At 48.2% G+C, this 14,872-nt stretch carries 14 protein-coding genes; 11 read left to right on the top strand and 3 right to left on the bottom strand.

From position 1 onward, the window contains the following. Window positions 1–30: 30 nt before the first annotated feature. Window positions 31–1,095 carry a CDP-6-deoxy-delta-3,4-glucoseen reductase gene (locus tag ACV7NC_RS11210; RefSeq protein ID WP_458152655.1) on the top strand — a complete coding sequence of 355 codons (1,065 nt, stop codon included), beginning with the start codon at window positions 31–33 and terminating at the stop codon, window positions 1,093–1,095. 1 nt (window position 1,096) lies between these two features. Here ACV7NC_RS11210 and ACV7NC_RS11205 read toward each other — a convergent pair whose 3' ends face one another. The 3 genes from ACV7NC_RS11205 to hemC all read right to left on the bottom strand — a co-directional run bounded on the left by ACV7NC_RS11205 (window position 1,097) and on the right by hemC (window position 4,173). After that, complete coding sequence (locus ACV7NC_RS11205) at window positions 1,097–2,272, bottom strand: heme biosynthesis HemY N-terminal domain-containing protein (protein ID WP_458152654.1); 1,176 nt, start codon at window positions 2,270–2,272, stop codon at window positions 1,097–1,099. A 147-nt stretch (window positions 2,273–2,419) separates the two neighbouring features. Next, a complete protein-coding gene (locus ACV7NC_RS11200; RefSeq protein WP_458152653.1) occupies window positions 2,420–3,220 on the bottom strand; it encodes a uroporphyrinogen-III synthase in 801 nt (266 codons plus the stop codon). After that, window positions 3,220–4,173 carry a hydroxymethylbilane synthase gene (gene hemC / locus ACV7NC_RS11195; protein ID WP_458152652.1) on the bottom strand — a complete coding sequence of 318 codons (954 nt, stop codon included), beginning with the start codon at window positions 4,171–4,173 and terminating at the stop codon, window positions 3,220–3,222. Before hemC ends, ACV7NC_RS11200 begins: the two co-directional genes overlap by 1 nt. 123 nt (window positions 4,174–4,296) lie before the next feature. On the opposite strand from hemC, the gene ppc reads away from it, so the two are divergent. The 10 genes from ppc to ACV7NC_RS11145 all read left to right on the top strand — a co-directional run bounded on the left by ppc (window position 4,297) and on the right by ACV7NC_RS11145 (window position 14,870). After that, window positions 4,297–7,092 carry a phosphoenolpyruvate carboxylase gene (gene ppc / locus ACV7NC_RS11190; RefSeq protein ID WP_458152651.1) on the top strand — a complete coding sequence of 932 codons (2,796 nt, stop codon included), beginning with the start codon at window positions 4,297–4,299 and terminating at the stop codon, window positions 7,090–7,092. 57 nt (window positions 7,093–7,149) lie between these two features. Further along, window positions 7,150–8,454 carry a M16 family metallopeptidase gene (locus tag ACV7NC_RS11185; RefSeq protein WP_458152650.1) on the top strand — a complete coding sequence of 435 codons (1,305 nt, stop codon included), beginning with the start codon at window positions 7,150–7,152 and terminating at the stop codon, window positions 8,452–8,454. A gap of 11 nt (window positions 8,455–8,465) precedes the next feature. Continuing rightward, entirely contained in the window at window positions 8,466–9,017 is a 552-nt protein-coding gene (gene rsmD, locus ACV7NC_RS11180; RefSeq protein WP_458152649.1) for a 16S rRNA (guanine(966)-N(2))-methyltransferase RsmD, read from the top strand. After that, window positions 9,010–9,495, top strand: a complete 486-nt coding sequence (gene coaD / locus ACV7NC_RS11175; RefSeq protein ID WP_458152648.1) for a pantetheine-phosphate adenylyltransferase — start codon at window positions 9,010–9,012, stop codon at window positions 9,493–9,495. The genes rsmD and coaD overlap by 8 nt, the downstream gene beginning before the upstream one ends. Before the next feature lie 8 nt (window positions 9,496–9,503). Then, window positions 9,504–9,776, top strand: coding sequence for a YfhL family 4Fe-4S dicluster ferredoxin (locus ACV7NC_RS11170; RefSeq protein ID WP_458152647.1), 273 nt, complete (start codon window positions 9,504–9,506; stop codon window positions 9,774–9,776). 233 nt (window positions 9,777–10,009) lie between these two features. After that, on the top strand, window positions 10,010–10,852 hold the full coding sequence (locus tag ACV7NC_RS11165) for an HDOD domain-containing protein (RefSeq protein ID WP_458152646.1): 843 nt from the start codon (window positions 10,010–10,012) through the stop codon (window positions 10,850–10,852). Between the two features lie 39 nt (window positions 10,853–10,891). Further along, a complete protein-coding gene (locus ACV7NC_RS11160) occupies window positions 10,892–12,142 on the top strand; it encodes an EAL and HDOD domain-containing protein (protein ID WP_458152645.1) in 1,251 nt (416 codons plus the stop codon). Between the two features lie 135 nt (window positions 12,143–12,277). Beyond that, window positions 12,278–13,321, top strand: a complete 1,044-nt coding sequence (locus ACV7NC_RS11155; protein WP_458152644.1) for a type IV pilus twitching motility protein PilT — start codon at window positions 12,278–12,280, stop codon at window positions 13,319–13,321. A 38-nt stretch (window positions 13,322–13,359) separates the two neighbouring features. Then, window positions 13,360–14,496: a PilT/PilU family type 4a pilus ATPase gene (locus ACV7NC_RS11150; RefSeq protein WP_458152643.1), complete on the top strand. Its 1,137-nt coding sequence runs from the start codon at window positions 13,360–13,362 to the stop codon at window positions 14,494–14,496. A 185-nt stretch (window positions 14,497–14,681) separates the two neighbouring features. Beyond that, the gene (locus ACV7NC_RS11145; RefSeq protein ID WP_307932900.1) at window positions 14,682–14,870 is read left to right on the top strand and encodes a type II toxin-antitoxin system HicA family toxin; all 189 of its coding nucleotides are present in this window, start codon (window positions 14,682–14,684) and stop codon (window positions 14,868–14,870) included. Window positions 14,871–14,872: the final 2 nt, after the last annotated feature.

The following is a 14,872-nucleotide window of genomic DNA, read 5'->3' as shown; positions in this document are numbered from 1 at the left end:
TCTTCTATACCAATACTTAATCAGTGCTCAATGGCGCATCAAATCATCATTCAACCAAGCGGACATGTGTTATCTGCAGAACCCGGTGAAACCATTCTTGAAGCTGCTCTCCGTGAAGGCTTTGCACTGCCTTATGGTTGCCGGAATGGATCTTGCGGGGTTTGTAAGGGAAAAATCATCCAAGGAGAAGTTGATTACGGGGATCATAGCGATGAAGCTTTGACAGTGGATGAAAAAAAATCAGGCAGCGCCTTATTTTGTTGCGCCATTCCATTATCCGATTTGATCATAGAATGCCATGAAATCGATGCCACAAAAGAAATACAAATCAAGACACTACCGTGCCGCGTGCAAAAACTTGAGCTTGTCGCCCCCGATGTCATGGTTATTTCTCTCAAACTTCCTGCGAACCAACGATTGCAATTTTTAGCGGGCCAATACATCGACATTCTTCTCAAAGATGGTAAACGTCGAAGCTTCTCTTTAGCCAACCCACCCCATGACGATGAGTTATTGCAATTACATGCACGTAACTACCCCGGAGGCGCGTTTACCGAATTTGTTTTCAATCACATGAAAGTAAAGGATATCCTTCGATTTACCGGACCACTTGGATCATTCTTTCTGCGTGAGGCAGTTGATGAGAAAGCTACTTCGATCATCTTCTTGGCAAGTGGTACAGGCTTCGCACCTATCAAAAGCATTCTCGAGCATGTTTTTTATCAAGAAAACAAACGAAACCACAAACGCAAAATGATCCTTTACTGGGGTGCGCGCACAAAAGCCGACTTATATTTAGCCGATTTAGCGGCTAGCTGGCAACAACACGAAAACTTCTCTTTCGTTCCGGTATTATCGGAGCCATTAGCTACCGATGAGTGGAAGGGAAGAACCGGTTTAGTGCACGAAGCGGTTATGCAAGACTTCGAAACTTTAGCAAACCATCAAGTGTACGCTTGCGGCGCCCCTGCGATGGTTAAAGCTGCTTATCAAGATTTCACCAGCCATCGTAATTTACCCAAAGATGCTTTCTTCTCCGATGTATTTACACCTTCAACCAGCAACCCTTCCGCTGTGCAGAACGAACCCAAATAACCTAGCTCAGATGCTTCAGAGTCAATTCAAGTCCTTTATTATAATGACTCATTGCCAGCTCATGTTTACCTAACTTCTCATTTAACTGGGCCAACGCAAAATGCGCTTTATGTCCGGATTCAACTGATAAACTGGCTTCTAAATAATTCTGCGCCTTACCCCAAAGCTCACAATGCGTACATAATTTACCCAACGTCAATAATAATTGTGCGTTGTTGGGTTGAGATCGTAACCATACCTCGGCACATTCAATTTGTCGGTGAACATGATAGTCCAAACATTCCGAATAAAGTGCTATTAGCTCATTATCCCAAGTCATGGGAACGTTTTGCTCGATAATCTGATGAGCCATGGTGCAGTTCCCTAGCGCAACATAAGCACGAACCGCTGCGACGGATATTTTGCTATCCATTTTCTCAATAGGGGAAATACTTTGCCAATATTGGTTTAATGACTGTAAATCAGTAGCTTTGCTGCGAATACTCTCTATTTGCGCCTCATGCTTAATTTTTTTTACCCACGCTTTATTAGTCGAGGCGCGTTTTGCTAGAATTTCAGCTAACTCGATCACCGCATCCCAATTGCCCGCCTGTTTCTGAGCTTCCAATTCCAGTTGCAATACAGCCGTTGACTGCAACCCACCTTCAGAATACAAAGCATGCAAAGTATTTAAAGCATCTTGATAACGTCCCTCATCCAGCAAAAACTCTGTTTTTGCTGCAAGACACAACGATTTCTCATCTGGGGCTTCTGCTAGTGCCGATCGTAGATATTGATCACGATCTGCGGTTGCTCCGAGTACCTGTGCTGACCGAGCAGCAATGACAGCACCGAGTGCTTTGGCAATCGATGAATCCGCCAACTTTGATGCAATTGCAGCATTTTTTTGCGCTTTAGTGAAATCTCCGTCAAAAAAGGCTTTCATTCCCGAAAGTAACATTTCATCAGTTTTTTTATGCCGATGCCGTTCGTTGAACTGAAATATCCCGAGAATTAAGCGAACAAGAATGTAAAATACAAAAAAAGCTACGATAGCGCCAATAACAAAGTGATCAAGCGACAATTCAATTTGATAGGGCGGCATCTCGAGCAAAGCTCGCCCGGTCAGGTCTTTAGCAGCTAAAGTGACAGCTACAGCGGCAGCAAAAAGCGCCAATAGCCAAAGTATTAGTTTCATATATTCCCCTCATTGCAGTAGAGTCGATCATTGTTTATATTGAACTACAGGTTGCAAACTACCTTAATACCAAAAACAAATGCAAACGACTAATCCAATATTATGATTGCGCATTCTTATTAATTTGAATGCTTATTTCATGTCATATTATGCAGAGCTATTCTCAGTCGATTGAAAATATGTACAGATACTTTCCAACACGTCGGCATCGCCTGGTGACGGCGCTATAACAACTTTTTCCAATCCCAATTTTTTTGCTGCTTGCGCAATACGTTCATGTGTTGTAATTACTGGTGTTACTTTCAGTAATTGTTGGCCAAGCCCACCTATTATGTCAAATAAATTATGAAGCCCTTCGCTGCTGGTGACAATGACCGCATGAAGCTGGCCTTGCGACCAATCGGATAGCAACAGAGTGGTATCAATCTCGGGTTTTTTGCGGATATAACATTCGGCATACTCAACAACTGCGCCACGTTGTGTGAGTGTATTTCCCAACAATTGGCGGCCGCCTAAGCCCCTGAAAATAACGACGCGCTTGCCCGTCATATCCGCAAACTCTCTACACTCAAGCAATGCTTCGCTGTCAAACTTACCTTTGGGAATCAAAATGTCTCTGATACCATATTGCAACAAGGTATCTGCGGTGCCTTTACCGACCGCGGCTATTTTCAAATGAGACGGCAAGGTACACCGGGAAGTTATTAACGGCATTGCTTTGTTTACTGCATTGGGACTAACGAACAAAGCCCAGTCAAATTTGTTCAGCCGGTCAATTATTTCCCATAACAGAGAATAATCATCGATATCCGCTATTTCCAATGTTGGAAGGACTATCGGATTGCCGCCTAAAGAACGGATACTTGCGGCGAGAACAGTCGCCTGATGAATTGGGCGGGTTACCAATATATTCAGCCCGGCGAGTTGTTTATTGTCTGAGGATGTCATTACCATCCATCTGCTGGCACTAGCGCCGCTAAAATCTCGTCAGCACCGTCCGCAATCAATTTTTGAGCCAACTGCTGCCCCATCGCAATACCGGTTTCCGGTTTTCCAGCCAAAGCGCCGGTGACGATGCGCCGCCCATCGGGTTGCGCAACGAAACCGCGCAACTGAAGGGAATCCCCGATAATTTCTGCGAAAGCACCCAGTGGAACCTGACAGCTACCTCCTAGCACGCGGCTCATGGAACGTTCAGCCTCGACACAGTACGCTGTTTCCTGGTGATGGAGCGGTTGCAGCAACTCCACCAAGTCGGCGCGATCCGCCCGGCATTCGATCCCAAGCGCGCCTTGCCCAACCGCCGGTAAACTTTGATCAGGATCCAGCAATGCAGTGATACGGGCGGAAAGCTCAAGGCGTTTCAAACCCGCCGCTGCCAATATAATCGCTGCATATTGCTCTTCATCGAGCTTGCGTAACCTGGTCTGCACGTTGCCGCGTAACGGTTGCACCTGAAGCTGTGGAAACTTTGCGCGCAATTGACTCTCACGCCGCAAACTCGAAGTTCCCACCACGCTTCCGTGCGGCAATGCATCTAATGAAGTGTAGCGATTTGATACAAACGCATCGCGCGGATCTTCCCGCTCTGTAATAGCGGCCAACTGAAACCCTTCCGGCACATTCATCGGCATGTCTTTCATGGAGTGCACCGCAATATCGGCACGACCGTCTTCCAAAGCTTGCTCAAGCTCTTTGATAAATAAGCCTTTCCCGCCAATTTTTGATAGCGACTGATCGAGAATCTGATCTCCGCGGGTTGTCATACCAAGTATGCTGATTTCAGTTTGCGGGTATAATTCGCTTAAACGTTTCTGGATGTATTTGGCTTGCCACATTGCAAGCAAACTTTCCCGGGAAGCAATGACGATTTTCCGGGGTATTAATAGTGAATTGGGCATTACGATATAAGATGAAAAAAAATCAAGAAATTCCTAAAGTAAGTAATTTTAGCATGGCTGGTGCTCACTTGGCTTGCCGGAAGTACACACCGGGTTCATTTTTAACCGTGGAAGTGTCATGAAATGGAAGCTGCCGATTCAGGAAAATATAGCGTGAGTGATAACATTTTAGACGACAAAGATTTACCCCTGCGCGAAGACATCCGCTTTCTTGGGCGCATGCTGGGTGATACTTTGCGCGAGCAAGAAGGGGATGATGCGTTCGAACTCGTCGAGAATATCCGTCAAACCGCGATTCGTTTTCACCGGGACCAGGACCCGATTGCTCGCCAAGAGTTGGATACGCTGCTGAAACGTTTGAGCGATGATGACTCATTGCCGGTTGTGCGCGCATTCAGTTATTTTTCACTGCTTTCCAATATCGCTGAGGATGTTCATCATAACCGCCGCCGCCGCGCGCACCTGCGTGCTGGTTCACCGCTTCAGGACGGTAGTTTGACACTGGCGCTTGAACGTGTGTTGTCCAGCGACAACAACGCACCCGCTATTCTATTCGATTTCTTTAAGAAAGCGGTTGTTTCGCCTGTTTTAACAGCGCATCCGACAGAAGTGCAGCGCCGGAGTATATTGGATTGCCAGTTGACTATTGAGCGATTGTTAAGAGAACGGGCGCGAACCGAGCTGACACCTAACGAATTACGTCATAACGAAGAAAACTTACGTGCAACCATCGAGATTCTGTGGCAAACACGTATGCTACGGCCTAGTCGGTTATCGGTTAACGATGAAATCGAAAACGGCCTGGCTTTTTACAGTTATACATTCTTGTCCGAAATTCCCCATATTTATGCAAAGATCGAGGATTTTCTCGAACATCGCCTGAATAAGCACGATATTCCTGCGGTTACCTCTTTCTTACGAATTGGCAGCTGGATTGGCGGCGATCGCGATGGCAATCCATTTGTCACGCATGATGTAATGTTGCGCGCGGTTGAGCGGCAATCATCAGTTGCGCTAACTTATTACATAGAAACAGCACAAAAAATCGGCCGTTCGATGAGTCTAACCGAACAATTGGTTAACGTCAGCGATGACGTCAAGCGATTAGTGGCCAGCGCCCCCGATATTCCCAACCGATCCGATGAGCCTTATCGCCGGATCTTTCTCAGTATCGCTGCACGTTTGGTGGCAACCGCGCAACAATTCGGACACCAAGTTTTGCAACTGAGTACGGCGGAAAAGAGAGAACCGTATTCCGATTGCGCGGAGTTTTTGCGCGATCTCGATATCATCATTGACTCATTGAAACAGCACAAATCCGCTTGGATCGCCCGAGGAGCGCTACGCAATTTGCGGCGTGCAGCGGATGTATTCGGATTTCATTTAACTCCGCTGGATATGCGGCAGCACAGTAAGATCCACGAGCAAGTAGTCAGCGAATTATACGAACATCACAGCGGCAAAAACGGTTATGCGCAACTTGACGAGACCCAGCGCATCGAGTGGCTGTTGCAAGAAATCAGCCAACCCCGGCCGATACTATCGTCATATGATGATTTTTCCGAACTGGCTCAATCGGAATTATCCATTTTGCACTGTGCAGCCGACATTCACCGGCGATTCGGCCGTGCCGCCCTGCCGAACTACATTATTTCCATGACAACCAGCATCATCAATGTCCTGGAAGTCGCTTATTTACTGCAACAAGTCGGTCTATTACAAAGCGGTGAATCTCCGCAATTACACCTTAACATCATTCCATTGTTCGAAACGATCTCGGATTTGCGAAACTGCAACAAAATCATCGATCAGTTATTTTCATTGCCCTATTATCGCAAGCTTCTGATTTCGCGCGGCAATGTGCAAGAAGTAATGCTTGGTTACTCGGATAGCAACAAAGACGGCGGCTTTATCACTTCGAATTGGGAAATTTATAAAGCGGAAATCGAGCTTACAAGAATTTTTGCCAAGCACCAGATTGAATTGCGGTTGTTTCACGGCCGTGGCGGCACCGTGGGACGAGGCGGCGGACCGAGTTACCAAAGTATTCTGGCGCAACCGCCTGGTAGCGTCAACGGTCAAATACGGTTGACTGAACAAGGCGAAGTCATCAGCAGCAAATATGCCGAACCCGAAATCGGGCGGCGCAATTTGGAAACCCTGGTGGCGGCGACGATGGAAGCGACGCTGCTCAGTCACGATTCACTTGGCACGAATTCGGATCGCTTTTATCCTGTCATGGAGAAACTGGCATCCGCATCATTCACGGCTTATCGGAATCTTGTCTATGAAACACCGGGATTCAAGCAATTCTTTCTGGAATCAACACCGATCCGGGAAATGGCGGGCCTGCATATCGGCAGCCGCCCTCCGTCCCGGAAAAACTCCGATACCATCGAGGATCTACGAGCAATCCCTTGGGTATTCAGCTGGAGCCTTAGCCGCATGATGTTGCCGGGTTGGTATGGTTTTGGCCATGCGGTGGAAGCGTTTGTATCGCAATCCGGTCATGACGGGCTTGCACTGTTGCAGGAAATGCACCAGAAATGGCCGTTTATGCAAACGCTATTATCGAATATGGATATGGTTCTGGCCAAGACTGACATGGGTATTGCTTCCCGCTATGCGGAATTGGTCGAAGATGTGGCATTGCGCCAACAGATTTTTAAACGAATTCAGGAAGAACGTGACAGAAGCCAGAAATGGCTGTTTGCGATAACCGGCCGAACAGAATTACTGCAAGATAATCCGACCCTGGCTCGAAGCATCCGCAACAGGACGCCTTATATCGATCCGCTGAATCATTTGCAGGTCGAATTATTGCGCCGCTACCGTTCCGGAGAAGACAGCGAGGATGTCAAGCGCTCCATCCACCTTACGATCAACGGCGTCACAGCCGGGCTTCGCAATAGTGGTTAAATGCAATCGAGGTTTCAAAATTATTTGCGCTGACTGAGCGCACTTTAGGAGATTTTAGTGCAAATCAAGCAATTTTTTTTAGCCGTTTTGATTGGTTTATTTTCACCTTGGCTTTCAGCTTCATTATCAATTCAATACTGGGAAACATCCAGCGGCGCACGGGTATACTTCGTGGAGAACCATGATCTGCCGATTTTGGATGTCAGTATCGAGTTCGCTGCGGGCAGTAGCATGGACTCCCCCGATAAATCAGGACGCGCCGGTCTCGTGCAACATTTGCTGAGTCTGGGAGCCGGCGGATTATCGGAAGACCAGGTCGCCACTGCACTCGCAGATGTCGGCGCGCAGCTAAAGAATCAATTTGACCGGGACCGCGCCGGCGTTTCACTGCGCACACTCAGTAGCGAAAAAGAGCGGACACAAGCACTGGACATATTTGCACGCATCATTCAGCGACCTGAGTTTCCCAAAAACGTCGTAACACGTGAAAAAACACGAATCGCTGCCAGCATCAAAGAATCGAGCACCAAGCCGGACTATATCGGCGATCGCGAACTGATGAAAATGTTGTACGGGCAACACCCTTACGGACTTACTGAAACGGGTGAAATCGAAACGCTGAACCGCTTGCAGCGGGAAGATCTGATCGCCTTTTACCGCACCCATTATGTTGCAAAGAACGCGATTATCGCGATGATCGGTGATGTAACCCGGCAAGAAGCGGCTGCTATAGCGGAACGGTTAACCGAAAAACTGCCTGCTAAAGAAGCTGAAACGATGATTCCCGCAGTATCCATCCCTCAGGCAGGCATCAAGCGGATATCGCATCCGGCAGCCCAAAGCCACATTCAATTGGCTTACCCAGGATTGCGCCGGAATGATCCCGACTATTTCCCGCTGTTGGTTGGAAATCATATTTTGGGTGGCGGAGGATTTGTTTCCCGTCTGATGGAGGAAGTCCGGCAGCAACGCGGCTTGGCTTATAGCGTTTACAGTTTCTTTTCACCTTTTAAAGAACAAGGGCCTTTTTTAGTGGGCCTGCAGACTAAAAAAGAACAATCCGAAGATGCGTTCGCACTGGTGCAGCAAGTATTGAAAAATTTTGTCGAGAACGGTCCAACCGAAGCGGAATTAGTGGCGGCAAAGCAAAACATTATCGGCGGCTTTCCACTGCGGATCGACAGTAACAACAAAATATTAGGATTCTTGTCGGTCATCGGCTTCTATCAATTACCACTGACGTTTCTAACGGATTATCTGGTAGCTGTTGAAGCGGTGACTGTCGAACAAATCCGGCAGGCCTTTCAACGCAGGATTCAACCGGATGGCATGGTCGCCGTCATCGTTGGCGCGGTTGAATAATTCATAATGTGATGGCAGTCCGGGGGAAAATCCGCATTATCGGCGGCCAGTGGCGCAGCCGGCTGTTAACTTTTCCTGAGCACCCGGATCTGAGGCCTACTGCCAATCGGATTCGTGAAACGGTATTTAATTGGCTTGGGCAGGATTTAAGTGACCTGGCTTGCCTGGATCTGTTTGCAGGCAGCGGTGCATTGGGTTTTGAAGCCGCATCCCGCGACGCTGCATTGGTTGTCATGGTGGACAAGGATGCCAAAAATATTCAAGCATTGCGGGAAAACAAGGAAAAATTGCAAGCCAGTCAGGTGGAACTGGTAATGATGGACGCACTCAAGTTTCTAAATTCCGATACCCGTACATTTGATGTCATTTTTCTTGATCCGCCTTACCGCGCTGAATTAACTGACCAAATCATGCCTTTACTGCCACCGCATCTCAAGCAAAGCGGACTCGTTTATGCCGAAGCCAATCGCGACTGGGCTATCGATCAGCAGTGGCGCGCTTTTCGCAGTGCCAAAGCAGGAACGGTTCATTACAAACTGATGGAGTATGTTAATCATGGATAAAGCCATTTATCCCGGGACTTTTGATCCGATCACACGAGGTCACGAAGATCTTGTCCGGCGAGCATCTCGATTGTTTGACCAAGTCGTGGTAGCGGTGGCGGTTAGCAGCAGCAAGAAACCTTTCTTTACGTTGGAAGAACGAGTGGCAATGGCCCAGCAAGTGCTATCCGATTGCGCTAATGTTAAAATCCTGGCTTTCTCCGGTTTGTTGATGAATTTTCTGCAGCAACAGGACGCACGGATTATTCTGCGCGGCTTGCGCGCCGCTTCGGATTTTGAATATGAATTTCAAATGGCGGGCATGAACCGCAGCTTGTATCCGGATGTTGAAACGTTATTCATGACGCCATCCGAGCAATATATGTTTATTTCCGCAACGATCGTCCGGGAGATCGCATCTTTAGGCGGTAATGCGGACGCGTTTGTTCATCCGCTGGTCGCGCAAAAGCTGCGTGACAAGATAACCCAATCTTTTTAAGTGTAACCATGGCATTAATCATTACTGACGAATGTATCAACTGTGATGTCTGCGAACCTGAGTGCCCGAACGGCGCCATCTCGCAAGGTGAAGAAATTTACCAAATCAATCCGGATTTATGCACTGAATGCGTCGGGCACTACGACGTGCCGCAATGCGTGGAAGTATGCCCGGTCGATTGCATCACAACCAATCCCAATAAAGTAGAAAGCAAGGAACAACTCCACGCAAAATACCTTGGGCTGATCTCCACCAAATCCACAGAGAATAAAGCTAATTAGCGCTTTTCTTCGTCACTCTTTTTGAAATCCGGTCATTTTCACCGCTTAATCTTTGACTGCATTCCGGGTCGGTTGAATTAATCTTACGCAGGAAAATAATCCTGCTTCACAGGTTAATTATTCCCTTGAACCTTTCATTAGATCGGGCCAGATTTAATTGCTCTGCAATGTCTGGACAGCCTTTCTATGGAATTCAAGAAGCCATTGATTAAAATAACCTTTGCTTAATTCAAATGGATCCACAGACGATAGTTGCAAACGTTCGCTCAATCTTTTCATTACCTGACGTAGTCATACGCGTCAACGAGCTAATCGACTCAGGCGAAGAAACCAACTCCGAATTGGAGCGTGTAATTTCCAGCGACCCTGCATTGACCGCAAAATTACTGAAATTTGCCAATAGCTCTTATTTCGGCTTTTCCGGCAAAGTGGAAAACATATCAAAAGCCATCGCCATCATTGGCCATAAGGAATTGCGCAACATCGTCATCGCCACCTCCGTGACTTCCGCCTTCAAAGGTATTTCCACCGAACTGGTCGACATGGATACCTTCTGGAATCATAGCATTACTTGCGGTGTAACAGCCCGGTTACTGTCGTCCAGTGTGGCTGGCAGGGAACGATTCTTTATTGCCGGCTTGTTACATGCCGTTGGACGATTGGTCCTTTTTAATCAGTATCCGAAAGAATCCGTTGAGGTGCTGAGTTATATGCATAAGGGAGAAGAGGCGGTTGCAGCAGCGGAACGCAAGATTTTCGGTTTTACTCAGGCGCAACTGGGTGCCGAGCTTCTAAGACAGTGGAAGTTGCCGCCCAATATCTGGAAGTTGGTCGAATGCCAATGTAATTCCCCGAAAGACAAAGAATTTGAATACGATGCCAAAACATTGTGTGCCGCGATCTATATTGCCATGTCGATCAGCCCTTGCACCAATCAACAAGTTACTCTGGATAAAGCGGTATCCGACCGGGCCTTCGCACTATGGAGTGATATGGGATTAACCGCCGAAATTGTTGAATCGCTCATGACCGTTGCCAAATTGCAAGTGACCGAAATTATGAACGTCATACGATAGGAATGAAAAGCAGCGCAGACAGGTAACACTGGAGAATTTATGAAGGAAGTTTATCTCGGCAGGCTACCAATCCTTGATTGCAAGCAGAAATTGGTCGCATATGAACTCTTGTTTCGCGCCAATCATGATAATGCCGTCTCTGTTTCAGACAATTCTGCCGCTTCCGCGAATGTCATCATTGATACATACGGTCAATTAGGGATCGAAAACGTCATTGGTAAACGGCGCGGCTTCATCAAGGTCGATACAGAGATGCTCATGCATGATGCCATTTGCATGCTCCCGAAAAAACATGTCGTCTTCGAAATCTTAAGAAACATCGAAATTACCGACGAGCTGATCGAGCGCTGCATCTTTCTGAAACATAAAGGATACCAACTGGCGCTTTCAAATGTGATTGACATCGACAGCCGGCTGGATCGGCTCATGCCGCTGATCAACGTGGTCAAGATAAATGTCGCTGCGCTGAGCCATGAAAAGCTCACCGGTCTGATAAGAACATTGCGACGCTGGCCTGTGCTTTTATTAGCCGAAAAGGTGGAAAGCCAGGAGATTGCCAAGCAATGCATCGCATTAGATTTTCAAATGCTGCAAGGATTTTATTTTGCGCAACCGGAAATCATTTCCGGCAAACGCATCGATCCATCCAAATTATCGCTGTTAAAACTATTATTGCTGGTGGTGCGCGATAGCGAAGTCGGTGAAATAGAAAATGAACTGAAATATCAACCCGGTTTAAGCTATAACCTGCTGCGCATGGTCAATTCCGCCGCAAGCGGCCTCCCCAGCACCATCAATTCGATTAAGCGGGCAATCATGATCATCGGCCGCAAGCAATTGCAGCGCTGGGTGCAAATATTGCTCTACGCCGCCAAACAACGGGATGGCAGCACCTCGGACGCGCTCATGCAGGTTGCGACGGTCCGCGGTAAATTGCTCGAGTCGATCGCCAAAGCCGATCGTCCGCACGACAAAAATCACCAGGACCGCGCTTTCATGGTCGGCATTCTGTCGCTACTCGATACCTTGCTCGGCATGGAAATGTCCGAACTAGTGGGAACACTCAGCATCCAGAAGGACATGAGCGAAGCGCTGGTTTCCCGGCGCGGATACTTGGGACGGCAATTGGCACTGATAGAAGCCTACGAAAAAGGCGAAATCGAAATTGTCACCGCCATGTTGGCTGACCTCGGTTTTCTCAGCCTGAACGATTTCACCGCAATGGAACTGGAAGCCACCGCTTGGGCGAATCGAATCAGTGACACTTTAAATCAAACGTCCAAAACATAATCTTCGTTGATCCGCTTCGCTTAATTTTTAGCATTTCGTTCCGTTGACGGCTGAATCATTCAGTTCCAATCGTTTATTCAGGACCCGTAGCTTTCCAAACATGTCTAGTAATGACCAGCCATAAGAGGTATCGCGATGAATATAGTTGAGTTGCTCGCATTTGTAGTTAAAAACAGCGCTTCGGATCTTCACCTATCCGCCGGCATGCCGCCGATGATCCGGGTGCATGGCGATATCCGCCGCATCAATTTACCGGAAATGGATCACAAGGAAGTTCATGCGATGGTGTACGACATCATGAATGACAGCCAGCGCAAATTTTACGAAGAAAATCTGGAATGTGATTTTTCCTTCGCCATCCCCAACCTGGCGCGCTTCCGGGTTAATGCTTTCAATACCCAGCGCGGCGCCGCAGCGGTTATGCGGACCATTCCCTCGAAAGTTCTAAGTCTGGAAGATTTAAGAGCGCCGAAAATATTCGCCGAAATCGCCAAACAACCGCGCGGCGTAGTCTTGGTCACCGGCCCGACCGGTTCCGGTAAGTCGACCACCTTGGCGGCGATGATCAACGACATCAACGAAAATGAATACGGCCATATCCTGACGCTGGAAGATCCGATCGAATTCGTGCACGAAAGTAAAAAATGCCTGATCAACCAGCGCGAAGTCGGCCGGGATACGCACAGTTTCTCCAATGCTCTGCGCTCCGCGCTGCGGGAAGATCCGGACATCATTCTGGTCGGTGAGATGCGCGATCTGGAAACCATCCGTTTGGCGATGACGGCGGCTGAAACCGGTCACTTGGTTTTCGGCACGCTGCATACCAGCTCGGCCGCTAAAACGATTGATCGTGTCATCGACGTATTCCCAGCGGAAGAAAAAGAAATGATCCGGGCGATGCTGTCGGAATCGCTACGCGCGGTTATTTCGCAGGCTCTGCTCAAAACCAAAGATGGCAAAGGCCGGGTTGCGGCACATGAAATCATGATCGGCACCCCGGCAATCCGCAACTTAATCCGCGAAGGCAAAGTCGCGCAAATGTATTCCGCGATTCAGACCGGACAGAATGCCGGGATGCAAACGCTGGACCAGAATCTGAACGATCTGGTCAAACGCAATCTCATTTCCGTCGCCGATGCCAGAGCGCAAGCGGTCAATAAAGATAATTTCAGAATCTAGCCATCCTTTCCGCCCAACCCGAAATCAAGGAACACGCAATGGATAAAGAACAAGCCGCCAAATTCATGTCGGATTTACTACGCTTAATGCTCAGTAAAAAAGCCTCGGATCTGTTTATCACCACCGGTTTTCCACCGGCGATGAAAATCGACGGAAAAATGACGCCGGTATCGCAACAATCGCTATCGCTGCAACATACCGAAATGCTCGCCAAATCGATCATGAACGACAAACAAGCGGCGGAGTTCGATGCCACCAAAGAATGCAACTTTGCGATTAATCCAACCGGCATCGGACGCTTCCGGGTGAATGCATTCGTGCAGCAACAGCGCGTCGGCATGGTATTGCGGACCATCACTACCAAAATCCCCGATTTCGACGATTTGGGCTTGCCGCAAGTCTTGAAAGAAGTTGTGATGAGCAAACGCGGCCTGGTGATTTTTGTCGGCGGCACCGGTTCGGGAAAATCGACCTCAATGGCGGCATTAATCGGGCATCGCAATAAAAACAGCTACGGCCATATCATCACCATCGAAGATCCGGTGGAATATGTGCATGAACATATCAACTGCGTCATCACCCAGCGTGAAGTCGGCGTCGATACCGAATCGTGGGAAGCGGCGCTGAAAAATACCCTGCGGCAGGCACCGGACGTCATCCTGATCGGCGAGATCCGCGACCGCGAAACCATGGAACATGCGATTGCTTTTGCCGAAACCGGCCATTTGTGCATGGGCACATTGCACGCCAACAGCGCCAATCAAGCGCTCGACCGGATCATCAACTTCTTCCCGGAAGAACGCCGCCCGCAATTGCTGATGGATTTGTCACTGAATTTACGCTCCATCGTGGCGCAACGTTTAATTCCACTGAAAGACGCCAAAGGGCGCGCCGCCGCCATTGAGGTTATGCTCAACTCGCCGCTGATCGCCGACCTGATCTTCAAAGGTCACGTGCATGAAATCAAGGACATCATGCGCAAATCCAAGGAACTGGGCATGCAAACCTTCGACATGGCATTATTTGAACTGTACGAAGCCGGGAAAATCAGCTACGAAGACGCGCTGCGCAACGCCGACTCGGTAAACGAATTGCGTCTGAGAATCAAACTGGAAAGCAACGAAGCCAAATCGCAGGATCTCAATTCCGGCATTGCGCATTTGGAAATCACGTAATAATTCAATCCCGCCACTTCGGCCGACCGATTAACCGGGCACTCCGATGTGGCCTCAATAAGCAACCTCGTGGCAAGAACACGGGAAATCACCACGTAGAACGGAAGCCTGACAAGGATTTCCACCTTACAGGCTTATTTTTGTGAAAACTCCATTTTTTTATTGCAACCTGATATCGTATCGGCATGAAAGTCAACGAAGTTTTAAATATCCTGAAACAGGATGGCTGGTATCTTGCCACTACGCGCGGAAGTCATCGTCAATTCAAACACTCCGTAAAAAGCGGCCGCGTAACCGTATCCGGTAAACCCGGAGATGATTTGGCACCCGGCACTTTAAACAGCATACTGAAGCAAGCAAAACTCAAGGAGTAAAT

The organism is Nitrosomonas limosa (assembly GCF_054188085.1).
Note: the sequence above shows the minus strand (reverse complement) of the source record. Positions and strands in the feature narration are given on the sequence as shown.

Bases quoted from the DNA above. Each gene is read 5' to 3' on its own strand.
- ACV7NC_RS11210 (WP_458152655.1), top strand. From the start codon at position 31: ATGGCGCATCAAATCATCATTCAACCAAGCGGACATGTGTTATCTGCA.
- ACV7NC_RS11205 (WP_458152654.1), bottom strand. From the start codon at position 2,272: ATGAAACTAATACTTTGGCTATTGGCGCTTTTTGCTGCCGCTGTAGCT.
- ACV7NC_RS11200 (WP_458152653.1), bottom strand. From the start codon at position 3,220: ATGACATCCTCAGACAATAAACAACTCGCCGGGCTGAATATATTGGTA.
- hemC (WP_458152652.1), bottom strand. From the start codon at position 4,173: ATGCCCAATTCACTATTAATACCCCGGAAAATCGTCATTGCTTCCCGG.
- ppc (WP_458152651.1), top strand. From the start codon at position 4,297: ATGGAAGCTGCCGATTCAGGAAAATATAGCGTGAGTGATAACATTTTA.
- rsmD (WP_458152649.1), top strand. From the start codon at position 8,466: ATGGCAGTCCGGGGGAAAATCCGCATTATCGGCGGCCAGTGGCGCAGC.
- coaD (WP_458152648.1), top strand. From the start codon at position 9,010: ATGGATAAAGCCATTTATCCCGGGACTTTTGATCCGATCACACGAGGT.
- ACV7NC_RS11170 (WP_458152647.1), top strand. From the start codon at position 9,504: ATGGCATTAATCATTACTGACGAATGTATCAACTGTGATGTCTGCGAA.
- ACV7NC_RS11165 (WP_458152646.1), top strand. From the start codon at position 10,010: ATGGATCCACAGACGATAGTTGCAAACGTTCGCTCAATCTTTTCATTA.
- ACV7NC_RS11160 (WP_458152645.1), top strand. From the start codon at position 10,892: ATGAAGGAAGTTTATCTCGGCAGGCTACCAATCCTTGATTGCAAGCAG.
- ACV7NC_RS11155 (WP_458152644.1), top strand. From the start codon at position 12,278: ATGAATATAGTTGAGTTGCTCGCATTTGTAGTTAAAAACAGCGCTTCG.
- ACV7NC_RS11150 (WP_458152643.1), top strand. From the start codon at position 13,360: ATGGATAAAGAACAAGCCGCCAAATTCATGTCGGATTTACTACGCTTA.
- ACV7NC_RS11145 (WP_307932900.1), top strand. From the start codon at position 14,682: ATGAAAGTCAACGAAGTTTTAAATATCCTGAAACAGGATGGCTGGTAT.